The sequence below is a fragment of the Brevibacillus fluminis genome (assembly GCF_003710825.1).
GTDB classification, from domain to species: Bacteria; Bacillota; Bacilli; order Brevibacillales; family Brevibacillaceae; genus Brevibacillus_D; species Brevibacillus_D fluminis.
In genome coordinates this window covers 1-22,399 of the sequence record NZ_RHHQ01000025.1, presented here as the reverse complement: position 1 = coordinate 22,399, position 22,399 = coordinate 1, and the positions used below count along the sequence as shown (strand labels likewise).

The 22,399-nt window shown below is 49.5% G+C and carries 20 protein-coding genes; 3 read left to right on the top strand and 17 right to left on the bottom strand.

The genetic code is table 11. The features are described 5' to 3' along the window. Positions 1-174: 174 nt before the first annotated feature. The gene (locus tag EDM56_RS27180; protein ID WP_122921085.1) at positions 175-1,569 is read right to left on the bottom strand and encodes an amino acid permease; all 1,395 of its coding nucleotides are present in this window, start codon (positions 1,567-1,569) and stop codon (positions 175-177) included. Between the two features lie 336 nt (positions 1,570-1,905). Here EDM56_RS27180 and EDM56_RS27175 point away from each other — a divergent pair, with 336 nt between their 5' ends. Then, positions 1,906-3,486, top strand: coding sequence for a PucR family transcriptional regulator (locus EDM56_RS27175; protein WP_122921084.1), 1,581 nt, complete (start codon positions 1,906-1,908; stop codon positions 3,484-3,486). Between the two features lie 64 nt (positions 3,487-3,550). On the opposite strand, the gene EDM56_RS27170 is transcribed toward EDM56_RS27175, so the two are convergent. From EDM56_RS27170 to asnS, 12 genes are all read right to left on the bottom strand, one after another. Beyond that, positions 3,551-4,675, bottom strand: coding sequence for an FtsW/RodA/SpoVE family cell cycle protein (locus EDM56_RS27170; RefSeq protein WP_122921083.1), 1,125 nt, complete (start codon positions 4,673-4,675; stop codon positions 3,551-3,553). Positions 4,676-4,754: 79 nt separating this feature from the next. Next, entirely contained in the window at positions 4,755-5,225 is a 471-nt protein-coding gene (locus tag EDM56_RS27165; protein WP_122921082.1) for a 2-thiouracil desulfurase family protein, read from the bottom strand. Positions 5,226-5,337: 112 nt separating this feature from the next. Beyond that, complete coding sequence (gene pepF, locus EDM56_RS27160) at positions 5,338-7,149, bottom strand: oligoendopeptidase F (RefSeq protein ID WP_122921081.1); 1,812 nt, start codon at positions 7,147-7,149, stop codon at positions 5,338-5,340. Between the two features lie 156 nt (positions 7,150-7,305). Then, positions 7,306-8,607: a UDP-glucose dehydrogenase family protein gene (locus tag EDM56_RS27155; protein ID WP_122921080.1), complete on the bottom strand. Its 1,302-nt coding sequence runs from the start codon at positions 8,605-8,607 to the stop codon at positions 7,306-7,308. Then, the gene (locus EDM56_RS27150) at positions 8,604-9,701 is read right to left on the bottom strand and encodes a glycosyltransferase (RefSeq protein WP_122921079.1); all 1,098 of its coding nucleotides are present in this window, start codon (positions 9,699-9,701) and stop codon (positions 8,604-8,606) included. The genes EDM56_RS27155 and EDM56_RS27150 overlap by 4 nt, the downstream gene beginning before the upstream one ends. A gap of 15 nt (positions 9,702-9,716) precedes the next feature. Beyond that, on the bottom strand, positions 9,717-10,670 hold the full coding sequence (locus EDM56_RS27145) for an NAD-dependent epimerase/dehydratase family protein (RefSeq protein ID WP_122921078.1): 954 nt from the start codon (positions 10,668-10,670) through the stop codon (positions 9,717-9,719). Then, a complete protein-coding gene (locus tag EDM56_RS27140; protein ID WP_122921077.1) occupies positions 10,670-11,488 on the bottom strand; it encodes a glycosyltransferase family 2 protein in 819 nt (272 codons plus the stop codon). Before EDM56_RS27140 ends, EDM56_RS27145 begins: the two co-directional genes overlap by 1 nt. Beyond that, positions 11,485-12,534 carry a glucose-1-phosphate thymidylyltransferase gene (locus tag EDM56_RS27135; protein ID WP_122921076.1) on the bottom strand — a complete coding sequence of 350 codons (1,050 nt, stop codon included), beginning with the start codon at positions 12,532-12,534 and terminating at the stop codon, positions 11,485-11,487. The genes EDM56_RS27140 and EDM56_RS27135 overlap by 4 nt, the downstream gene beginning before the upstream one ends. A gap of 75 nt (positions 12,535-12,609) precedes the next feature. After that, a complete protein-coding gene (locus EDM56_RS27130) occupies positions 12,610-13,797 on the bottom strand; it encodes a glycosyltransferase family 4 protein (protein ID WP_122921075.1) in 1,188 nt (395 codons plus the stop codon). Beyond that, entirely contained in the window at positions 13,778-14,122 is a 345-nt protein-coding gene (locus EDM56_RS27125) for a hypothetical protein (protein WP_122921074.1), read from the bottom strand. The genes EDM56_RS27130 and EDM56_RS27125 overlap by 20 nt, the downstream gene beginning before the upstream one ends. A gap of 132 nt (positions 14,123-14,254) precedes the next feature. Next, positions 14,255-14,929 (bottom strand): DnaD domain-containing protein, encoded by a 675-nt coding sequence (locus EDM56_RS27120; RefSeq protein ID WP_122921073.1) that lies wholly within the window; start codon positions 14,927-14,929, stop codon positions 14,255-14,257. A gap of 187 nt (positions 14,930-15,116) precedes the next feature. Beyond that, positions 15,117-16,406 (bottom strand): asparagine--tRNA ligase, encoded by a 1,290-nt coding sequence (asnS, locus tag EDM56_RS27115; protein WP_122921072.1) that lies wholly within the window; start codon positions 16,404-16,406, stop codon positions 15,117-15,119. A 261-nt stretch (positions 16,407-16,667) separates the two neighbouring features. On the opposite strand from asnS, the gene EDM56_RS27110 reads away from it, so the two are divergent. Further along, positions 16,668-17,126: a hypothetical protein gene (locus EDM56_RS27110; RefSeq protein ID WP_122921071.1), complete on the top strand. Its 459-nt coding sequence runs from the start codon at positions 16,668-16,670 to the stop codon at positions 17,124-17,126. An 87-nt stretch (positions 17,127-17,213) separates the two neighbouring features. Here the strand turns inward: EDM56_RS27110 and pepT are convergent, their stop codons facing one another. From pepT to EDM56_RS27090, 4 genes are all read right to left on the bottom strand, one after another. Beyond that, the gene (gene pepT / locus EDM56_RS27105; protein WP_122921070.1) at positions 17,214-18,446 is read right to left on the bottom strand and encodes a peptidase T; all 1,233 of its coding nucleotides are present in this window, start codon (positions 18,444-18,446) and stop codon (positions 17,214-17,216) included. A 239-nt stretch (positions 18,447-18,685) separates the two neighbouring features. Next, positions 18,686-19,672: a BtrH N-terminal domain-containing protein gene (locus EDM56_RS27100; protein WP_122921069.1), complete on the bottom strand. Its 987-nt coding sequence runs from the start codon at positions 19,670-19,672 to the stop codon at positions 18,686-18,688. Positions 19,673-19,892: 220 nt separating this feature from the next. Further along, on the bottom strand, positions 19,893-21,086 hold the full coding sequence (locus EDM56_RS27095) for a winged helix-turn-helix domain-containing protein (RefSeq protein ID WP_122921068.1): 1,194 nt from the start codon (positions 21,084-21,086) through the stop codon (positions 19,893-19,895). Then, positions 21,083-21,280, bottom strand: coding sequence for a hypothetical protein (locus EDM56_RS27090; protein WP_122921067.1), 198 nt, complete (start codon positions 21,278-21,280; stop codon positions 21,083-21,085). Before EDM56_RS27090 ends, EDM56_RS27095 begins: the two co-directional genes overlap by 4 nt. A gap of 723 nt (positions 21,281-22,003) precedes the next feature. Between EDM56_RS27090 and EDM56_RS27080 the strand changes: the two genes are divergently transcribed. Further along, a complete protein-coding gene (locus EDM56_RS27080) occupies positions 22,004-22,330 on the top strand; it encodes an IS110 family transposase (RefSeq protein WP_246009570.1) in 327 nt (108 codons plus the stop codon). Positions 22,331-22,399: the final 69 nt, after the last annotated feature.

Sequence of the window (22,399 nt, the reverse complement as noted above, 5' to 3'; positions counted from 1 at the left end):
TTTTCACATCAACGTGAACGGCCGCTTGACTGAATGCCTCTCCTACCTAAGACGGAGAAGAAGGAAAATGATTACAGTAAATTTTGGAGAAAAATGCCATGAAGTGTACGCAAAACAAAAAAGCAGATCGGGAGGAGAATTCTCTCTCCACTCGACCTGCATGCAACAAGGCAATTAGCTTATGCGTTCTTCTTGATGTCCGGATTCGTCTGCCGGCTCGGTTCGTTTTTTCTTGGTGATAAAGTATACCCCAATGGTCACCGCAGTGATTAAAAGCGTCAGTAAAATCTGCGAACGCATGGAATCGATGAACAGCATCGCGATCAGGATCACGAACATCGCCGCAATGGTCACATACGTCAAATACGGGAAGCCCCACATTTTCAGTGTCATCTCTTGTTGAGCCGATTTTTGCAAACGCTTGCGAAGGATGATATGCGAGACGGCAATCGCCAAGTAAACTAGCAGCGCAATCGCACCGGAAGCGTTTACGAGAAACAGAAAGATTTTATCCGGAGACACGAAATTGAAGATCGCGCAAAAATAAGCGAACGCGGTGCTCAGCAATACCGCCCGGACAGGCACACCGTTTTTGCTCACCTTGAGCAGGGCGCGTGGCGCATTTCCTTTTTGGGCCAAGGAGTACAGCATCCGTGAATTCGTGTACAGCGCCGAATTCAGGCAGGAAAGAACAGAAGTCAACACAACCATGTTCATAATTTGGGCAGCAGCCGGAATTTTCAGCATGTCGAGCATGGTGACATACGGGCTTTTGAGCAAATCCGTCGCATTCCATGGGAGCAATGTGACCAGAATCGTCACCGACCCAATGTAAAACAGCAGGATGCGCCAAACGACGCTTTTAATCGCGATAACTACATTTTTCTTTGGATTCTCGGTCTCGCCTGCTGCAATGGCCGCGATTTCCGCTCCGAAAAAGGAGAAGATACATACCACGATTCCGACGAACACGGCGGAGAAGCCGTTTGGCATGAAGCCGCCTTTGCCAATCAGGTTTTCCAGTCCTGGCGATGGAATGCTCGGAATGAAGCCAAAGATGATGGCAGCGCCCAACAGCATGAACAGCGAGATGGCGACTACCTTAATCAGTGAAAACCAATATTCGAATTCACCGAACGATTTGACGGAAAAAATGTTGGTCAGTGTCAGTAAGAACGTCAAGATCAAGCTGATTGCCCATACCGGCAGCCCCGGGATCCAACCGTGAACGATTGCACCGCCTGCCGTCGCTTCGATGGCGATTACGATGGCCCAGTAAAACCAGTACAGCCACCCGATCGTGTAGCTGGCGAGCGGACCCATTGCCTGATGGGCATAGGTAGCGAATGAACCTGAGTCAGGATTCACCACTGCCATTTCGCCGAGCATGCGCATAACCAGTACAACCAGCAAGCCTGCGATGGCATAGGAAACGGCTGCTCCCGGACCTGTCGCATTGATGACAGCACCGCTTCCGACGAACAAGCCCGCTCCGATTACCCCACCGATCGAAATCATTGTCAAATGCCGTGTTTTGAGTTGTTTATGCAATTTTGTCTCTGTCGCCATTGGCATTCTTCCTCCTTCTATTCCCCCACATTTTTAAGGTATGTTAAAAAAGAATTCTTAACAATCATAAAGTTCAATACAACTAAAGTCATCTACTCTGAAAGAGGAATGTTTGTCCCCCTCATTATCTGTGAGAGATAGAAAAAAGATACCGATCTTTGCATAAACACCGGCAACTGATCGAATTTTATAGTCAATAGAATTTTTTATTTACACCGGACACTTCAATCCATTAAAATACAAAAGCTCCTACTTATCCGATCGGTACACATGCTTCCATTCTCTTCCTTCCAACAACCATGAAAGGTATACATCTTGACAGGGAGGATATTTCCGATGAAAGTTTTTGATGCCCTGCAGCTTCCTTCACTGAAACACGCCAAGGTCGTCGCAGGTTCGAAAGGGCTTCAGCGGCTTGTCCGCTGGGTGCACATCGTGGACTTGCCTGATCCATTGCCTTGGGTGCGATCCGGTGAACTACTGCTGACGACGGGGTATTCTTGGCCCCATGAACCCGCGGCACAGCAAGCATTGATTCGCGATCTGTCCGTGCGCGGCCTGGCCGGATTAGGATTGGCAGTGCCGCACTATTTCGAGCAGATGCCGGATGCCGCCATCGCCATGGCCGAAGAGCTTCAGTTTCCGCTCATTGAGATTCCGTGGGAGGTCCCTTTTGCCACGATTACCGAAGAAATTTTGAACATGCTGCTCACGTTCCATTACAAAATACAAGAGCAAGCGGAATTGATCCATCAGGAGCTGAGCCAGCTTGCATTGGATGCCAAAAGCCTCCAGGATATCGCCCGCAAACTGGGCGTGCTGTTGAAGCGCAGCATTTATATTCAGCATGCTGACGGTTCCATTCTAGCGTCACATACTCAACAGGGATCAGGCGAAACTGACCGCTTTGATCTTGAAAAGCTGTTTCAAGAGAAGGACAGCTTGCTCGCCTCACACTCGACACTGCGTTTAAAACGGCTTCCGGCTGACCCGCAAGCCCATTTGCCCGCCCGGATTGTTTGCCCGATTTCGATCAAATGGGAGATCGTCGGGTTTTTGTGGATATTGGAAGGTCAGGAACCACTTAGCGATCTCGACCAGCATGCCGCGCAATACGCCGCCATTTTGATGGCTATGCACATCTCCCACCAGCGCGAGCTCGCATCGCTTGAGGCACAGCTCGGGCACTCGTTTCTCGATTCGCTCTTGGAAGGTCAATTCATCTTGACCGATCAAGTACACAGGCGCGCCCGTTTACTCGGCTTTGATCCGGAAGGGATGTATGCGGTCGGCATGCTTGTGTTCGATTCGCCCATTCCGCTCTCCCACGAAGGTATCGTGAAGCGGGATCGTCTTATCGAAAAAACAAAGCGAAGGCTGCAGGATTTGAAAATGCCAACCGTGCTGTCCTTCATGCAAAATCAAATCTTCCTGCTGATCCCAAGCGAGGTCAATCCCCAGCATTTTTGGCAAGCGATGAAAGGACCGGACCTCTCTTTCGCCGTCAGTTTGCCACAACAGGGCTTTGCGGACATCCAACAAGGCTACAAGGAAGTTTGCTCGATTTTGCCGAATATGACGTTCGGTCATTTTCACCGGTTCCAGGATCTACTGGTGCCACGGGTGCTTCAGGGCGACGCAAATGCACGCGCCACTTTTTTGCACAAGCTGTTCGGACCATTGTCCACGGTCAAAAACGGGGATGTGCTGATTCAGTCGCTGCTTACGTACGCTCGCTTGGGCTTTCACTTAAAAAATACAGCCGAGGAGCTAAACATCCACCCGAAAACGTTGCGCTATCGGCTGGACCGCGCCATATCATTGGGCGAATTCGACTTGACCGATGCAGAGACGCAGTTCCAGCTCCAGTTAGCCGTACGCATCTTCTGCCTTCATGAGCCTTGGACAGGCTTTTGACTTTTGAATCACAGAAAAAAAGCCGGTCCGATCAGGCTTTCCTGTATCGAACCGGCCTTTTTTTTTATTCGAACTCCCACAGCAGCGGTGGTGTTTTCATACTGAGCACCAAGCCAAGGGCCATCATGTTCGTGATGAACGAACTGCCGCCATAGCTGATGAACGGTAGCGTCAACCCGGTAATCGGCGATAAGCCAATGTTCATCCCGATGTTGACGAATATTTGGAAAAACCACATGATCACCATCCCGCTAATAAAAAACGACGCGAACGGATCGGGCGTTCCCATCGCCCATTGCACCATGATGTAAAACAGCAAAAAATAGAGCAGCAGAAGCACGCTCGCGCCAATAAAGCCCCATTGCTGCGCAATCACCGCAAAGATGAAATCGGTATGCTGCTCCGGCAGCTTCCCCCCGTTCGACGTCACGACATACAGCAAGCCTGTACCCCCCAATTGTCCGCTCCCCACAACAGACCGGGCCTGAATGTATTGATAGCCGGTTCCGAGCGGATCGGTTTCGGGATGCAAAAATGACGTCAATCGTTCGAGCTGATGTGGTCGCAGAAGCTGATCAGGCAATTCCGGCACCACCTGCACGATAGCTGTAAAGAGGATGCCCACAACACAGCCGAAAAATAGCAACAGCCTGATTAGATCCCCAGAAAATCTCGTCAGCAACACAAAACAGCCGCACATCGAAAAATAGATGATGGCCATGCCCAAATCGGGCTGAAGCAAGACGAAAAAGGTTGGTACAGCCAGAACTGTCAAACAGAGCAGCACTTGTCGTGCCTGTCTGCATTCACCCTTGCACGTTTCATAGACTTTGGCGAGCAAAAGCAACGTGGTCAACCGGGTGATTTCCGACGGCTGCATGCGAAAAAAGCCGAGGTCAATCCAGCTGATGGCTCCATTCACTTTTCGACCGAGGACAAAGACGGACAGCAAAAAGAGGAGCCCGAACCCATAGAGCCAGGCTGCGTTTTTAACAAAAATCCGGTAATTTTGCCGCTGCAAAAAGAAAAGCATGCCCGCGCCTACTACAACCCACGCTGCTTGCCGTTTTAAAAACGGATATCCAGGAAGCTCGCGCGTTGCAATGAATATCGTCAGCAAGCTGATTGCAATTAAGCCAGACAACGTAAAAAGAAGGAGAGACTGTTGCTTGTTCGCGGAAGTTTGCATCCCAACCGCTCCTTATTTGCCGCAAATAGTCCTCTTAGTATTTGCTGCCTGGCTAGCTGTTACTCATTTTTGGAAGAGCTTATGGCATGATCGTCTTTGACAGCAACGCAAGCTCTTGCTCGTTTAGCACACGAAAGCCTTCGCGACGCAGAAGAGCAGCGGTTACGCCCTCACCGCTTTTTCTCCGATTGGCAAATTGCCCGTCATAAATGAAGCTGCTGCCGCACGATGGGCTGTTTTCTTTTAGCACCACACTGCTGGCACCGATTTGCCGCGCCATTTCCAATGTTTTGTATGCTCCTTCGAGGTACAGCTCGGTTACATCTCTGCCTGATCGCTCAAGGATACGCGCTTTACCATCCAAGACGTCTTCTCCGTTTCCTCCCTGGATCTCGGCTGGCTCCCGCGGTGTAGAAAAGCCTCCGAGCAATTCGGGACAGGCCATCACCGCTTGTTTGGCAGCGACGAGCGCCTCTATTTTTTCTTGCAGGCTGTGTGAGCCGTTGTACCGGCATTCCACCCCAGCTAAACAGGAGCTGACTAGTATCATCTGAATCATCCTTTCTGTTCCCGCTGCGAGTGGTATTCCCATCCGCGCGGGTCATTCCTGTGACAAAAACAAAGGCGCCCCTTTGATACAGGAGCACCCAGCCCTTTTTCTCTTACATGTCCTTGCTCAACGCTTCCATCTCATCCAGCAGCTCTTTGAACACCGTCAGCGCTTCTTTGATCGGTTCTGGTGATGTCATATCCACGCCCGCTTTTTTCAGCAGCTCAAGAGGATAATCGGAGCCTCCGCTCTTGAGGAAGGTGAGGTAGCGATCAACCGCAGGCGCTCCTTCGCTCAAAATTTGCTTGGCGAGTGAAATCGCCGCCGAGAAGCCTGTCGCATATTTATACACATAAAAATTGTTGTAGAAGTGAGGAATGCGCGCCCACTCCAAGTCGATCTGGCTGTCGACCACCATTTGCTGACCGTGATATTGCTCGTTAAGCTCACGGTACATGGCAGAAAGGCTATCGGCGGTCAACGCTTCCTCCGCCTCTGTTTTGGCATGGATCATCTTCTCGAATTCCGCAAACATGGTTTGCCGGAACAGCGTACCGCGGAATTGCTCCATGTAATAATTGAGCAAATACATGCGCTCTGCCTTATCGGTTGTCGTCGCCAGCAGATGCTGCATCAGAAGCGCTTCGTTCAGCGTCGATGCCACCTCAGCAACAAAAATCCGGTAGCCTGCATACGTGTACGGCTGATTGCTGTTGGAATAGTAGCTGTGAAGGGCATGCCCCATTTCATGGGCCAGCGTGAACATGTTATTGACGTTATCCTGATAATTCATCAGGACGTACGGATGCGTCGTATAGGAGCCCCATGAATACGCGCCGCTCGTCTTGCCCTCATTCTCATGCACATCAATCCAGCCGGATGTGAAGCCTTCGCGCAAGACTTTGCCGTAATCCTCACCAAGTGGCTTCAAAGCGACTTGGATGGTCTCGACAGCTTGGTCGTACGGAATGTCCATCTTAACTTCTGGGACGATCGGCACATACAGATCATACATATGTAGCTCCTCGAGGCCGAGCATACGCTTGCGCAGCTCTACATAGCGATGCATCAACGGCAAATTCTCATGGACGGTCGCGATCAGATTATCGTAAACGGACTGATCGATGTTGTCCGAGAAAAGCGATGCTTTCAGCGCGGACTCATACTTGCGCACTTTTGCGTAAATGACGTCCCGCTTGACGGCAGAGGTGAGTGTGGCAGCAATCGTATTGCGGTGCTTGCCATAGGTCGCGTACAGCGCATCAAACGCTTCTTTGCGCACTTCGCGGTCTTTGCTTTCCATAAATTGCGTATAACGCCCTTTCGTCAGCTCGACCTCTTCGCCCTGCTCATCCTTGATCATCGGGAAGCGCAAATCAGCATTGTTCAGCATTCCGAAAATTTTGGAAGGCGCTCCGGAAAGCTCGCCCATCTCCGCCAGCAGCGCTTCCTCCGCTGCCGACAAGGTATGCGGCTTAAACCGCACGATCTCATCAATATGCTGCCGGTAATGCGCTAACCCCGTCTCTTCCTGCAGGAATGCGCGCAGGCGATCGTCCGGGATTGCCAAAATTTCCGGCTCTATGTAAGAAAGCGAACTGTAAACTTGCACAGACAGGGTAGTCGCACGGTCTGTGAGCGCTTGGTACGTGGCATTCGCATTATCCTCGTCACGGCGCATCCGCGCATAGACGTACAGCTGATCCATCGTACGGGTTAGCTCATCTTGAAGCGTGAGCGCTTCGAGCAAACGGGCCCCGTTTTCACCGAGCGTTCCTTGATAGGAGCTGATTTTCGCCGCCATTTCCTTCACTTTGACCGCATCTTGCTCCCAAAGGTCGTTCGACGCGTAAATGTCCTCCAGCTTCCATTTCTGCTCTGCAGGAATTTCATGGCGCTTCGGCAATGTTTTCGACTTGTTCACAACGATCACTCCTTTCAATTTCCCATATCTTCCATGGTACCCTAAAACATAGCTTCACTTCAAATAGAAGTGTTCCCTACAAAACGTAATGGAATCGAAAAAGCCGTCCCTTTCACAAAAGAAAGAGACGGCTCCTCGCCATGAGGTGCACATCGGTCATGAGCGCCCCACACCCATGTAGGTCAACCCTGCGTCTATGGCAGCCCGTTTGTCCCAGGCATTCCGCCCGTCGAACAGGAACGGCTGCCGCAAGGTGCTTTTCACACGGGTAAAATCAAGCTTTACGCACTGCTCCCATTCCGTCACGAGCACGCCAGCATCTGCGCCGGCAAGAGCTTGGTACGGATTGTCGGCAAAATCCAAGTCCGGATATAGTTTTCGGACCTTCTCGTTGCAAAGCGGGTCATAAGCACTCAAAACCGCCCCTTCCCGCAGTAGAAGCGGAATCAGGCGCAAGGAAGCGGCTTCGCGCATATCGTCGGTTTGCGGTTTGAACGAAAGCCCCAGTAACGCGATTTTGAGCCCAGCGAGCGTAGGCAGCAGCTTTTTCAACTGCTCGACAAACCAGACAGGCTGCAGCTCATTGACCTGCTGCACTTGCTTCAGCAACGGCATATCGACACCATGCTGCGCACCTAGCTCGGACAATGCAGACGTATCTTTCGGAAAACACGAACCGCCATAACCTAATCCTGCTCCTAAAAAGTAAGGCCCGATTCGTGAGTCCAAGCCCATGCCGCGCGCAACCTCAGTGATATCTGCTCCAAGCTCTGCACTCAAGCGCGCCAGTTCGTTCATAAACGAAATTTTGGTAGCTAAAAACGCATTCGACCCGTATTTGATCATCTCGGCATTGGCTCGTGTAGTCCTCACCCGCTCGCAAACAAGCGAAGCATACAGCTCTTCCAAAATCGCGAGCGCCTGCGGCTCTTCCGTTCCGAGCACAATCCTTGACGGGTGTAGGGAATCATGAAGTGCCGACCCTTCCCGCAAAAATTCGGGATTCGATGCCACGAGCAGCTCGGGTACGTCAGCGAACTGGCGCGCGATGTGGTCGTTTGTACCGACGGGCACGGTGCTTTTGATGACGACTACGCGGGTGACATTGGACGCACCTGCGGTAGCCTTCACCCGCTCCTTGATGGACGACAGCACCTGGTTCAAGGCGCTCAAATCCGCAGAGCCATCCGGTAGCGGCGGTGTTCCTACGCATACAAAAATAGCCCTGGACGAAAGGATCCCCGCTTCCAAAGAAGAAGAGAACGAAACCTTGCCCAATGCCAGCATGTTTTGCAATTCTTTCTCCAGATTTGGTTCGTAGATTCCGGCCTCACCCTTTTGCAGGCGCGCCACTTTGGTCTGGTCGATATCGATGCCGATCACATCGTGGCCCATTAATGCAAATGATACGGCTGTGGTCAAGCCGACATAGCCGGTTCCGATAACGGAAATTTTCATCGTTTCCCCCCTCCAGCTCGATGTTTCTCTATCAAACTGACGTACAAATCTTCCAGCTTGCGTCGTTGTTTCGTAATATCGTGCTGTTCCGCCACTTTAAGTCTCGCCTGTGCGACGATCGCTGGCCATGTTTCCCTTTCCGCCAGTACACGCGTAATCATTCGACCCAGCTTGGCGGGTGACTTCTCCGGCACGAGAAAGCCGGTTCGCGAATGCTTTATCAGCTCTGGAATTCCGGCGTGACGGGTGGAAATGACAGGCCGACCCGTGGCCATCGCCTCCATCAGCACATTCGGAATGCCCTCCTGGTCGCCATTTTTTGCCGTCTTACAGCCGATGACGAACAAGTGGCAGTGTCTCAGCTCTTGTTGGACTTGCGCGTGTGGAAGTGCTCCCGCTAGCTTCACAAATCCTTTCAATTTCTCTTTCCGGATAATCCGCTTCAGCTTGGCTTTTTCCTCTCCCTCGCCGACGATCAAGAGCCGTGCATTCGGGTATTTCTTCCGCACATAGGCAAACGCGCGAATCAACGTATCCATACCTTTTTTCTCCGTCAGGCGTCCTACTGACAGGATACGGATTTGGTCGTTATAAATCAAATGTGGCGGTGCGAACGGGAATTTTTGCAAATCGATCCCGGAACGGACCAGGGTGATTTTTTTCGCTGGGCAGCCCAGCTTGATCAGACGTCGTTTCATATGGTCGCTCACAGCCGTAAATGCGCTGCCCTTTTTGAAAAGGAAACCCAGTTTGCTACGATATGCTTTGCTCGCCTTCACCTGTTTTGTCGCGTCGAAGCCGTGGAATGACGTGAGCAGCGGCACCTTGGACTTTCGGGCGATTCCGATCATTTCGACCCCCGCGGTACCGAAGCGTGCGTGGATCAGCTTGATGTGCTTTTTCTTGAGCCAGTGCTTCATGCCGCCAAGACGCTTCTTCACATGGATCGGCGAGTACGGGAATTGCCTGACATTCACCGGACGGGAGCGCGTCAGCACGACCGGCTGGACGCGCTTGTGACCGATGAGCTGCTCGTAGATGAACGTCTCGCTCCGCTGCAGATACTTCCGGCGATAAACCAAGACACGATCCATAGAGCTCAATCCCTTCTACGAAAATGTGCTTTGTGAAAAGGCATGGCGAATCTGCTCGGTCAACCCCGTCTTGAGCGGCACGGCAGGCTGATAGCCTAGCTTCTGGCGGGCAAACGTAATATCTGCACAAGTACGCCTCGAATCGCCGAGCTGCTCGGGCAAAAATTGCAGCTGCGGCTTCACGCGAAGCAGTTGCCCGATGATGCGAACCACTTCCAGCAAGCTAATTTCCTGATCGCCGCCAATATTGAAAATATCCCCCGCTCCGCCGTGTGTCGCCGCCAAAATATTGGCCTCTACGATGTCACTGACATACGTAAAATCCCGCGTTTGTTGTCCATCGCCGTAGAGCTGGATGGGCTCGCCCGCTGCCAGCTTGTGGATGAACCGATGAAAGGCCATATCCGGGCGCTGCCGGGGTCCGTAGACCGTGAAGTAGCGCAGCATCACGATGGGCAGTTGATGCGCTTTGACATACACTTTGCAAATTTGTTCCATCGCCGCTTTCGTCACGCCATAGGGAGAGGTCGGGTTGATATCCGCCGATTCGTTCGTCAATCCTTGCTGCATGGTTCCGTATACAGAAGAAGAGGAAGCGACAACGACTTTTTTTACTTGACCATGTGCAAGGCACGCTTCAAGAAGCTGTTGTGTCGCCGTGATGTTTTGTTCCGCATAGGAGGCAAACGAGTTGCCCCAGCTGTTGCGAACACCGGGAAGCGCCGCTTGATGGTACAGTTCCTCGACACCTACGAGAATGGCCGGCCAATCCACCTGCTGAAGAGAAACAGGGAGGAAGGTGAATGCTGGATGCGCCAGTAGCGACTTGAGGTTCCGCTCCTTTAAAGCAGCATCATAGTTCGTATAAAAGCAGTCAATGCCGATGACCCGATAGCCCAGCGTGAGCAGCCGCCCTACTAGGTGGGACCCAATGAACCCGGCGCATCCCGTAACAAGCGCAGTTTTCATCACCGCTTCCTCCTCCTCTTCAGTTTGCGGATGACCAAATAGCCATTGTTATAGCCGAATTTTGCTTTGTATTTATTGCCCCACTTTTCGAGATAAAAGTTGAACGTTTTACGTCGCAAATAATTTCGTTTGCGGATGGTCTTCCTGTCCGTCAGCTGCCCGATATGCTTCGTCCGATTATAGAGGGTACGGTCGATCCATTTGATCGGATAACGTTCGATCAAGCGCAAAATGATCCGTCGATCCTCCATAATCCGCCCATGGTACTTGTCAGAAGTATCCCACCCTCCAACCTCCCGCAGAGCATCCACCCGATAGCATCGCGGCGCCACCATCCAACGATTGTATTTCAAAAAGCTATACTTGTTGGGGAAGCTTTTGTGTCGCACATGGAAATACGTCTTCGCTCCTGGCTTACTGCTTTTTTTCTGCTTGCCGATCCGCCAAACCCGCAGATTGCCGTAAAACATGGCTGTATTCCCGCTGTCCCTGTATATTCGGCGGGCGATGGCAGACAACGCCGTACGGGGCAGCCAATCATCGGAATCTAACTGTACTAAATACGGCGTGTCGACCATCATCAACGCAGTATTCATGACGCGCGAAATACCGCCGTTTTTCTCCATACAATGATAGTGAACATGCGGGATCATTAAATATGGTGAGACGACCTTTTTGGTTTTGTCCGTCGAGACATCGTCGATGATCAGCAGCTTCCAGCCTTTGTATGTTTGGTTCATCACGCTATCGATCGCTTTTTTCACCATATTGGCCCGATTGTAGGTAGGGATGACAACGGTAAACAAAGGTGTATTCATGGCTCCGACCTCTTTTTGGTTTGCGGAAACAAAATGTACGAACGGTCGCTGACGATGAAAATACCGTTTTGCTCCTGTGGCTTGCCTACCATTTGAGATGAGCGTCCGAATACGCTCCGCTGCACCTCCCAATCAATGTCGACCATGGATGTTTTCTCCAATAAAATGCTGTCGCGTATCTCATAGCAATTGATCAGTTCCGCTCCGTCCTGAATGGACACATAGGGTCCGATTTTGCTATTCCGGATCACACATCCCTCTCCGATGACAACCGGCCCAATCAACTCGCAGTTTTCCACGATGCTGGTGTCTCCCACGCTGATTTCCTTACCGAAGCGCTTATCTAGCATCCAGCGATTGGCGGACAGCCACCGTTCAATCGTCCCTACGTCGGAATAATCGCCTTGCGTAATGGCATAGGTGATTTTGCGATTTTGTAGAAGCAGCCCTTGGATCGCGTCGGTGATTTCGTATTCGCCACGCGCGGACGGCTGCAAGGTATCGATGATCGTGAATATGTCGGGTGTAAACAAATAAGCGCCGATTACAGCCAAATTGCTCTTCGGCTGCTTGGGCTTCTCCGTAATCGATATGATCTGCCCATCTTTCAGTTCGGCAATTCCGTAATCCTGCGGCCGGTCCACTTGACGCAGAAGGATCGAGCAATCTGCCTGCGCCGCTTCAAACGTGGCGCGCAGCTGCGCTAACGAGTCCATGAGCAAATTATCACCCAACAAAAGGAAAAACGGGCTGTCTTGTAAAAAGTCCCGTGCTTGCTTTACCGCGTGGGCGATTCCCAATGGCTGCGCCTGCTCGAAAAAGTGCAGTTTCGCAGAAAAGCGGCTGCCGTCCCCAACAAATTCTTTGATTTGCGATTGGGAGGGATGTATCACGATACCGATCTCGTGAATGCCGCTCTCAACCAGCTTTTGGATGCAATAATATAAAACAGGATGATTTGCTACGGGGAGGAGTGTTTTGGGTTGGGAATAGGAGAGGGGGTACAATCGAGTGCCGCGACCAGCACATAAAATTAACCCTTTCATGTTCTATCACTCCTAATACTGCTGCGATATCTACAAGATATGCTTTCATCCTGTTAGAGACTGTACGCTTGACTATTACCCGATAAGAAAATGCTTTTGCCTATCAATGGCCGGTTTTTCCTGCTGCATGACCTGGTGGAACACATTCAGGTATCCGTAGGCGGTCGCCTGCCAACTGAATTCCGCAGCACGGTGGAGGGCCTGTTTGGACATTTGTGTGCGTAGGAGCGTCGATTTCCACATCTGTTCCCAGATCGACGGTAAATCTCGCTTCCAATCGCTCGGCGCAATCAGAAACCCGGAATGCCCTTCCTTCACCACCTCGCTGACGCCGCCATTTGTCGTCGTGATGACAGGCTTCCCCGCCGCCATCGCTTCCAGATTGACGCGGCAGAACGGCTCCTCCCAGGTGGACGGTGTCGCGACGACATGTCCGAGTTGGAAATAGAGCGGCATGTCGTGCGACGGTACGAAATTTTGAAAGATCACCTGCTTTGCGATCGGCTTCGCCAGCGCATGCAGCTTCTTCACATAATCGTTGAGGCGGTTGCTGCCATAGCCGGTTCCCCCCACGATTAAAAGAATCGCTTTTGGGTCCTCGCGGGCAATTTTTTGGAACGATTCAAGCAAAACGTGTACGCCTTTTGCCGGTATCAACCTGCCCGCGAAAAACAAAACGCGGTGATTGGCGGTGATGCCGAGCTTTTTGCGCAGCTTATTTAGTTCAGGTGAATCCGCCTGCTTCAGATACGGTTCCATATCAACGCCAAGATGCACCGCATGCGCCTTATGTTCGGGAATGCGGTGCTCTTTTATCAAGCGCAGTCGTAAAAAGTTGCTATTCGTAATAAGGCCATCCATCTGCTTCACAACTTTTTTCATCTTCGCTTTACTGATCAACGGCGTTGTAGCATACACATGCGAATGCATATTCAGCACGATCAGGGTGCGGTGAAACACTTTGCGCAGCGCTAGCACAAAGTGTGGCCGGTTCTCGACCATGATGATGTCGGGCGGCGCCTCTTTTTTTAATTGCTTGATGACGCTCTTGATGTAATCTTGTTGTCCTTCGTATCGCAGCCGACGGTAAAAGATGTTGTTTTTACGCTCGGATTTCGGATATGCGGAGCATTTGCGTGTGTAAATGGTAATGTTGTGCTGACTGGGCATCGCTTTCGTCACTTCATCGATGTCATGCTCGACCGAGCTTCCTTTCACCGGAGGTACGGTAAAAGGGCCAGGGCTAACGATAGCGATGTTCATCTCGCGCTCGCTCCCATTCCTGCTTCAACAACAGCACCATTTGGTAGAGACGCTCCCGCTCGCGTTTATGCTCCAGCTGCACCACTTTCAAACGATCCTCCAACTGCTTCAGCGTGCCTTTCAATAGCGCGACCTCTTCCACAAGCGCAGTCATTTCCTCTGATTTTTCCGGTTCCATGACGGGATGAGCGGCACGTCCCGTCCACTCTTCCTGCTGCTGTACGACGGCTGGTACGCGCTGGACGGCATCCATTGCCTCCACCTCGCCGTAAAAGACACCGGGGATCGTCCATTGTGAGCTTTCCTGTTTTCTTTTCTTTTCCATGCGAATCCCTCCTTACAAACCTCAGGCCTACAGCCTTCAGATTCTTCTATATCGTATGTAGGGAGGTTTTAATGGGTACATGTGCACGTAAGAAAAACCGTTATGCATGTGCATAACGGTTTTTTACTATGATTATCGCTGCATGGAGGGACGACGAAACCGCAAACTGTAGTTGCGTGCTTCCTCCACAGTCGTGATTTTTTGCCTTGTCCATTCCAGCAAAATCCGGTCGATATAGCGGATGTACAGCTTCCCGACCGACTGAGCTTCACGCAGGGCCGTCATGATCAGCTCTTCCGAATACCGGTCCTGCTCCACCCAGCATTGCATCGTCTCGATCTCAATCGAAGAGAGTGGCCGACCGAACGATTGCTCGAACTGTGAATAGAGGCTCTCTGGATGTTCGCCTCCGTCTGTATCCAATCGCGGAGACGGAAATGATTCAGAAACCGGCACCACGAATGATTGCTCTTCCAACAGCAAGCGATTCAGCTTGTAATACAAGGGCTGCAAATTATATTGCTCGTATCGTTTTCCATTTTCAGGGTCAACGATTTCATCGATCGCAATCCAATCTTCCTTGGTCAACTTTTGTAAGGATTGAATAAGGCGAATACCCGGCATCGACAGCCGCTCCTCTAACTGGGAAAGGGTTGGAAACCGATTTCCTTCCTGTTGAAAGGAAAGCAGATGAATGATCAGCATCATTTCCTCGTCAGAAAGAGACAAGCGCTTGTATCGTTTCAAGAGCAGGTTGGTTATGGTGGTGGCCCCTTCCTGCAATAACTGTAATATTTGTCGATCCATGTCGTTTTTTCACCTCATCCTTCATTATACCAATCGTGCATGTCCACGCCTAGATGCTAATGTGCCCACATTTTGCAGGTTTTCGCCAACCGGGTTGGCAGTCCCCTGTCGATTGAGAAGGCATGGTTTTTCCGATAAAAAAACGCATCCCCCTTGCAAACCGGGAATGCGCTTGTCGTTGCTCTTCTTATGGATAGAGGCGATACAGCAAACGTGGGAATGGAATGGTTTCGCGTACGTGATCCAATCCGCAAATCCAAGCGACGGTGCGCTCCAAGCCCAGGCCAAAGCCGGAGTGAGGCACTGTGCCATATTTGCGCAGGTCCAGGTACCATTTGTATGCATCCTCGGAAAGCTCGTGCTCTTTGAAGCGAGCTTCCAGCAGTTCTGGATCATCAATCCGCTGCGAACCGCCGATGATTTCGCCGTAGCCTTCCGGTGCGATCAAATCGGCACACAGCACGACTTCAGGACGATCTGGATGCGGTTTCATGTAGAACGCCTTGATTTCGGTTGGATAGTGTGTAATGAATACCGGCTTGTCATAATGCTCGGCAATCATCGTCTCATCCGGCGCTCCGAAATCGTCGCCCCATTTGATTTCGCTGCCTTTTTCTTGCAAAAGCTTGATCGCATCATCATACGTGATGCGTGGGAACGGCCCTTGCACGTTCTGCAGCTTGGTCACGTCGCGCTCCAGCGCTTTCAATTCGCGTTGGCAATTTTTCAGTACGGATTGCACGATATGGCTGACGAAGTTTTCCTGAACACGCAGGTTTTCTTCGTGATCCACAAACGCCATCTCCGGCTCGATCATCCAAAACTCGATCAAGTGGCGGCGTGTCTTCGATTTCTCCGCACGGAACGTTGGTCCAAACGAATAAACGCGGCCCAATGCCATCGCAGCAGCTTCCATATACAGCTGACCGCTTTGGGAAAGATAAGCGTCTTCTTCAAAATATTTGGTGTGGAACAAGTTGGTCGTTCCTTCCGCAGACGTAGGTGTCAAAATCGGCGGATCGACTTTGTAAAACCCGTTTTCTTGGAAAAATTCGTATACGGCCCGAATGATCTCGGAACGGATCGCCATTGCAGCGCGCTGACGTGGCGAACGGAGCCAGAGATGGCGGTGGTCCATCAAAAAGTCGACACCGTGCTCTTTCAGCGAGATCGGGTAATTTTCCACCAATTGAATAATTTCAACACCAGTAACGGTCAATTCATAGCCGCTTTGCGAGCGCTCTTCTTCGCGCACCACACCGGTTATGTACAGGGAGCTTTCTTGGGTCAGCTGCTTCGCAGCTTCCCACACATCTTCACTAACTTCCGCTTTGACGACAACACCTTGAATGAAGCCAGAACCATCGCGGAGCTGGAGGAATTGAATTTTACCGCTGCTGCGTTTGTTGTACAGCCAGCAGCCCAGTTTTACTTCTTGTCCTACATGCTGCCCGATTCGAGCGATTGTTGTTAACATCAACAATTTCCCTCCATTTACCATGACAATGAAACCGTTTCAATTATACTATTGCCGTGATTCAATTTCAACGAGCGGCAAAAAACTTTTGAATGAACGGCCTGAAAGTTGTCATAATATATGTTATGTAAACTATAATCTTCCCCTTCCCTTTCTATCACCCGCATAAGAATTCGCTCAATATCTGATGTTAGTAATGCGATTATCATTTTCCACGCTACCAGCCCGTACACTCTTTTTGAAGGAAGAGGAGATGAAATGATGAACAGTTCACACCAATCGAGAATCGACGAAGCGTTTGCGAGAATGATGTCCTGGGTTGAAGCCCGTTATGATTGTGAAGTTTATTTTGTAGAGAATTCCAAGCAAACGAATGGCTTTGTTGAATATCGAAACGGAAAAAACATTATATACATATTGGCGGACAAAGAGGACATCAGCCTCGATACGTTCTCTGACATTCTAGCGCATGAGGTTGGCCATGTTATCTATAATCAGCGCATGATGTGGAACGGGTTGTCCTATGAGGAGATTGTAAAGCGGACGCAGGACAAACTGGTTTGTTTTGATCAGTTGTTGGAGAAAAACGTTATTACCGATGAAGAGTATAAACGGCTTTATAGCGCTATTGAAGAGGAATGGGTTAGCAATCAAGAAAAGGAACGAATTATCCCTGCGTTACGCAAATTGATTGATGCTGACAAACAGCTGGTCACATAAGCGCGGGTTTATTTCGCAAAAATAAATACCCAGTCTTATTCGGACTGGGTTTGTTTTATTCCTTGAAAAGCGGATAAGCAAGCAAATTTAGTTTCTTTGTTCATACAGCTTCACGATTTCGATGATCGTGTTCACTGCCTTCTCCATGTTGTCTACGGAAACATACTCGAACCGTCCGTGGTAATTTTCCCCGCCCGTAAATATATTCGGCGTTGGCAACCCCATGTAGGAAAGCTGGGAGCCATCCGTTCCACCGCGAATCGGCTGAATAATCGGCACGATTCCGAGGTTTTCTAGTGCTTGTCTAGCGATGTCGACTACTTCCATTACAGGCTCAATCTTTTCCCTCATGTTGAAGTATTCGTCTTTGATTTCGAGCTCAATTCGCTTCTCTCCGTATTTTTTCTGTAATTCTTTTACGATGCGAGCCAGCTCGGACTTTCTCTCCTGAAACCGATTCTTATCGTGATCCCGGATCAAATAACGAAGCTGTGTTTGCTCGACGTCACCCTGAATGGAAGACAAATGATAGAAGCCTTCATAGCCTTCCGTCTTCTCAGGTGTTTCATCAGCTGGCAGCCTTCCCTGCAGCTCCATGGCTATTTTTACTGAGTTGACCATTTTACCTTTGGCCGATCCGGGATGAACGTTCTTCCCTTTGCAAGTAATGATAGCTGTTGCAGCGTTAAAGCTCTCATACTCGAGCTGGCCAAGAGGACCGCCGTCCATCGTATAAGCATATACTGCGCCGAAAGCGGATACATCAAACTTATGCGGACCTCTTCCGATTTCTTCATCCGGGGTGAATGCCACTCTTACTTTCCCGTGCTTCAGTTCTGGATGTTGAATCAGATAAGCCATAGCAGTCATAATTTCGGCAATACCAGCTTTATCGTCAGCGCCAAGTAATGTGGTACCGTCTGTCGTTAGTAACGTGTGGCCTTTGTAGCCAGCCAACTCTGGAAAATCGGTCGGTGAAAGGACAACATTCTGTGCTTCATTCAAGATAATGTCTTGTCCGTTATAATTTTCTACGATTTGTGGCTTCACGCCAGCCCCGGTAAAATCGGTGGCCGTATCCATATGGGCAAGAAAACCAATTGTTGGAATCTCTTTGTCTGTATTGGCAGGAAGGGATGCCATTACATAACCGTTCGAATCCATCGTAACTTCCTGCATCCCTATGGCTGTAAGCTCGTTTACGAGCATTTTGGCCAGCACGAGCTGCCCTGGTGTTGAGGGGCAGGTTTCGCTGCCTTCATCGGACTGTGTATCAACTTTTGCGTAAGAGATGAATCTATTCATGATCTCCGTTTTCATCGTCTTATCTCAACTCCAATACAATTCGTTATCGTTACGAAACACGATTGAACCATCAACCTTATTCACAAAAAAGACGATCGCATGACAAATTCTACCACGATCGTCATCGTCCCTTCAAGCATTGCGCAGCTTATGAGGGTTAATTGGAAAATGGAGCATTTCCAAGAAATCCAGAGGAATTCTTATATAGGTTTCCGCTTGCTTTCATACCAGATTGTTAAAAATAGGAACTCAGCCTATTCATTACACAAAAATTCCATGGCTACGCGTTCTTTATCCGCAATCTCGAGCAAAAGCTTGGAAACCTGGTTTAACTCCTGCTGGTTTCCCGTTCTTCCTGCAAGGTCGATCAAAGAAGAAACGTTAACCCACATTGGAGCGATTTCAGTAAACCCCAAGTATGCCTGTTCTACTTTTGGGTCTCCAAACAGATCCACACATTCTTTTAGAAAATCTCGATATAGATTTCGAAACAATGCGCCACCGGTTCCCGCTCTTTCCATTAATAACGCAGTCAAGCATAGATCATGCTCAAAATTCTTGCTGCGAGAAGGCCACTTCAGGATCTCATTGCTCATTTTCATAATGCCTTTATTCCCCATATTGCGAATGGGTGGATTCAAATAGTCATGTGCATTCTTGGTTAAGGATGATCGTACAGCGGGCATAAGCGGCGGATGGGTGCCGATCGGCTCGATCGTAAAGGAACGATTCCTAGAGCTCATAGGCCCCTTTGCGTTTCTAGCCATAGCCAAATGGGCCAAACTCGTCTTCACAAGTCCTCCCTGTTGTCTAGTATCCGCCATGTAGGCGTATTCGTCATCCATGCCATATATTACAGCATAGTGGGCGGCAAAGTGCACTTTGTTCGTGAAATAATCCAAATAATAGGAATCCAACTTAAGCCCCACCGGAATTCCGCATTCGATGAAGCTCCGTACGTTCTGCCACGCTTTTTCAATGGACGAGGTTTCTTGCGCCTTGATGATTAAGTTGAGCCGGGATGCTATGCAAGCAGCTAATTCATCCGGCTTCACTCTTCCCCCAATAAAAGGAAAGTCCATCCCCTTTGAATCCCAATAAATGAATCCCAACCCTTGCCCAAGACCGAATAACATCGGCTCCGATAGTCGGACTCCCGCAAATTGAAGTAAATTGCCCATTGCTGTCGTCTCGCAATGTTCCCCTTGAAAAGGACTGAAACCTTCAATGATTTTAGACATGATCTTTCGTCTCCCCCAACAATTCGTTGATTATTTTCGCAACGAACGCTTGCTTACTCTCGATAAGACGCATCGGATGAAGGAAAAGTACACTTACGTACAGCGGCAATCGAATGTAGCCTTGCGATTCGTACTTCTGTCTTATCTTTTTTAAAGCCTCCCCAAGAAAATCTGGCCGTTTCCGCAAAGCTTTAATAATGTTACCGGGGAACTGGAAATATCAGTTCATAGACTCTGTCGAAATCGTCTCGCATCCGTTGAATAATGCAAAATTTTGAAAACAATTGTTCAAGGCTGTTCGCAATTGCTTTGTTGGCTTTATGTCGTTCTCGTACCAGATGTTTTTAACAACCAGCGTCCCGGATTTTCGCTCCGCGATTACCTCGGCTCGTCCGATGAGGCTTTCTCCGTATAGTAGAGGCAAAACATAATAGCCAAATTTCCGTTTGATTGCAGGCGTGTAAATCTCCCAGGTGTAATCGAATCCAAACAATTCGTAGATCAGTTTTCTGTCCCATATGAAATTATCTAGTGGGGCAATCAGCTCGCAGCGCCATTTCGGCTCTGGATTTTGCAGAACGGCTTCAATAAGCGGCAAGTCCTCCGCGCGGCAATAAAGTAACTCCTTCATTTGTTCCACGGCAATTGCAACAATGCGAGCTTCGTGCAACAGTTGGCGGAAAACCTCGTTGCGCTGCTCCGCTTTCAATCCCCATATGTTCAGCCAGGCGTCGGATGCGCGATTCCATAAAAGGCCAACAGCGCCGATTCGACGCAGTACCCGCCACTTGTGATGCTCCAGTTCGCACTCCAGCGGCTCCGGCGCATTCAGCAGATCTGGCTGTATGTACTTCCCCGCGATATCGTAATATTTACGCGTTCCTTTTTTGTGATGTATAATCAACTCGCCTGTCGAATACATCTGCTCCAGCACCGACCGGGATGAATTGTTTCCGCTGCTCCAGTGGATGGCCGATCGCCAAACGAAATTTCCATCCAATTTTAGATCATCCGAACTTAGCGCACCGTAATTTTGGATGTGAGCTCGTACTTGTTCTATCAACGCTTCCATTTCGGGATAGCGCTTGGCATGTTGTCGGGCGGCCTGCCTGTACCGCTCAAAATAAGGCCAGTCCTCGACGGGGATAATGGCCAGATTCTTGTCAGGATAATCGACAAGGATTCTATCTTGATACAGCAACTCGGCGAGCATGTTCTTGCTAAATCCTTTGATTCGCGACTGCAACACCAGTTCAGCATTTTTTCCGCAGACATCGATGGGATCGTATTGAATACAGCCGACCTGCCGCACAAAATCCATTACTCCCTGCTTTCCGGTAAAATGATATTCGCCCAGCAACCCGTGCTTCAATAGCAGAAATTGCCGTGCCTGGCGGTTCGTCAATTGCATCATGTACACATCGGCTCCTTAACGAAACAGACGGGAGCCGTTTGCACGTGATGATGGATGGCGAGATTGCTTATCTCAATAAAGTTACTGTTTATTTCTTTTCTTAATGATGGTATCCATTTGGGAGCTTCATTAGCACCCCCCTTTCCTAATTTTCCAACAACCGAAAATTGCTCCTTTTCAATGATTTCAACCACGCCTATTCCCCCTTATCCGATTAAAAACGCAAAAAACAAACACATGTTCTTGTAAAATGTTACCACTATCTCGAGCATAAAAACAAGAGCTATTGAATGCTGCCCGTTAACGCAATGAAGCTGCCGATCGCCGCGGCAGCTTCATCTAATTTGTGTATTGAGCTAAAGTCTCCCGTGATTTTTCTTTAAATAATAGATTATTAATCGTTTTGCAAACTTTGGCATTAGGGATGTGCTCTGCAAAGCCTTCTGATATGGCAAGTTTAATATTTCGTGGTGATGTTACGCCACATCGTACATGGGATGAGTTGTATACCGAGCTGCAGCATATCACAAGGAAACATGAGTTTGTAACCGCGATGTACGTTCAGGCAAAGTTAAACACGAGAGCCCTACTGGATCAGGTCTTTCCCGCGTTTGAGAAGGTATTTAGCAACCTTTTTTCCACTACGGCGCTTAAAGTACTGAAGTGTTGTCTGGGCGCCAAGACAGAAGAGATAGAAACGATCATTCAGGAACAAGCCGGGAAATCTCATTCGAAATAATGGATCGAAGAGAAGACCGATCAATTGAGACAAGTTTTTGCTTGAATGGTCCAACCAAAAAAGGAGCATATCGCAACGCATAGCCCTGGCAGGGATGGTATCCCTCTGACTTGAGTTTCAAAGCCAATTAAGTAGATTGGAAAAACATCTGGAGGAAGTCTCGGCGACATTAGCGGAAGTGGAACTACTGAGGAAAATTCCAGGAATAGGTGACCAACTTGCGGCGGGGATCGGAGATGCTCGTCAATTTACGAGTGCTAAGCAGCTTGTTGCCTACGTAGGTCTTGATCCTGGTGTCTACAGTTCGGGTAAGTTTACAGCTACTAGTAACCGGATAACAAAACGAGGATCAAAAAGACTTCGAAGAGCTCTATATTTAGCCGTTCAATGTGGACTACGACGCGGAATAAATAGCAGAATAAAGCATTACTACGATAAGAAAAGAGGGCACATCCTACAAGGTGGTTGTGATCGCTTGCGCGGGTCTGTCAAGAATTTTGTGTAAACCAACTCAACCAGTTGTATGAGAAGGTTTCATCCCCTATTCGAAATATCTTTCTCCAGCCAATAGAGT

Bases quoted from the DNA above. Each gene is read 5' to 3' on its own strand.
- EDM56_RS27175 (WP_122921084.1), top strand. From the start codon at position 1,906: ATGAAAGTTTTTGATGCCCTGCAGCTTCCTTCACTGAAACACGCCAAG.
- EDM56_RS27155 (WP_122921080.1), bottom strand. From the start codon at position 8,607: ATGAAAATTTCCGTTATCGGAACCGGCTATGTCGGCTTGACCACAGCC.
- EDM56_RS27100 (WP_122921069.1), bottom strand. From the start codon at position 19,672: ATGTCTAAAATCATTGAAGGTTTCAGTCCTTTTCAAGGGGAACATTGC.
- EDM56_RS27180 (WP_122921085.1), bottom strand. From the start codon at position 1,569: ATGGCGACAGAGACAAAATTGCATAAACAACTCAAAACACGGCATTTG.
- EDM56_RS27135 (WP_122921076.1), bottom strand. From the start codon at position 12,534: ATGAAAGGGTTAATTTTATGTGCTGGTCGCGGCACTCGATTGTACCCC.
- EDM56_RS27120 (WP_122921073.1), bottom strand. From the start codon at position 14,929: ATGGATCGACAAATATTACAGTTATTGCAGGAAGGGGCCACCACCATA.
- pepT (WP_122921070.1), bottom strand. From the start codon at position 18,446: ATGAAAACGGAGATCATGAATAGATTCATCTCTTACGCAAAAGTTGAT.
- EDM56_RS27145 (WP_122921078.1), bottom strand. From the start codon at position 10,670: ATGAAAACTGCGCTTGTTACGGGATGCGCCGGGTTCATTGGGTCCCAC.
- EDM56_RS27170 (WP_122921083.1), bottom strand. From the start codon at position 4,675: ATGCAAACTTCCGCGAACAAGCAACAGTCTCTCCTTCTTTTTACGTTG.
- EDM56_RS27125 (WP_122921074.1), bottom strand. From the start codon at position 14,122: ATGGAAAAGAAAAGAAAACAGGAAAGCTCACAATGGACGATCCCCGGT.
- EDM56_RS27150 (WP_122921079.1), bottom strand. From the start codon at position 9,701: ATGGATCGTGTCTTGGTTTATCGCCGGAAGTATCTGCAGCGGAGCGAG.
- EDM56_RS27130 (WP_122921075.1), bottom strand. From the start codon at position 13,797: ATGAACATCGCTATCGTTAGCCCTGGCCCTTTTACCGTACCTCCGGTG.
- EDM56_RS27140 (WP_122921077.1), bottom strand. From the start codon at position 11,488: ATGAATACACCTTTGTTTACCGTTGTCATCCCTACCTACAATCGGGCC.
- EDM56_RS27165 (WP_122921082.1), bottom strand. From the start codon at position 5,225: ATGATACTAGTCAGCTCCTGTTTAGCTGGGGTGGAATGCCGGTACAAC.
- EDM56_RS27095 (WP_122921068.1), bottom strand. From the start codon at position 21,086: ATGATGCAATTGACGAACCGCCAGGCACGGCAATTTCTGCTATTGAAG.
- asnS (WP_122921072.1), bottom strand. From the start codon at position 16,406: ATGTTAACAACAATCGCTCGAATCGGGCAGCATGTAGGACAAGAAGTA.
- EDM56_RS27110 (WP_122921071.1), top strand. From the start codon at position 16,668: ATGAACAGTTCACACCAATCGAGAATCGACGAAGCGTTTGCGAGAATG.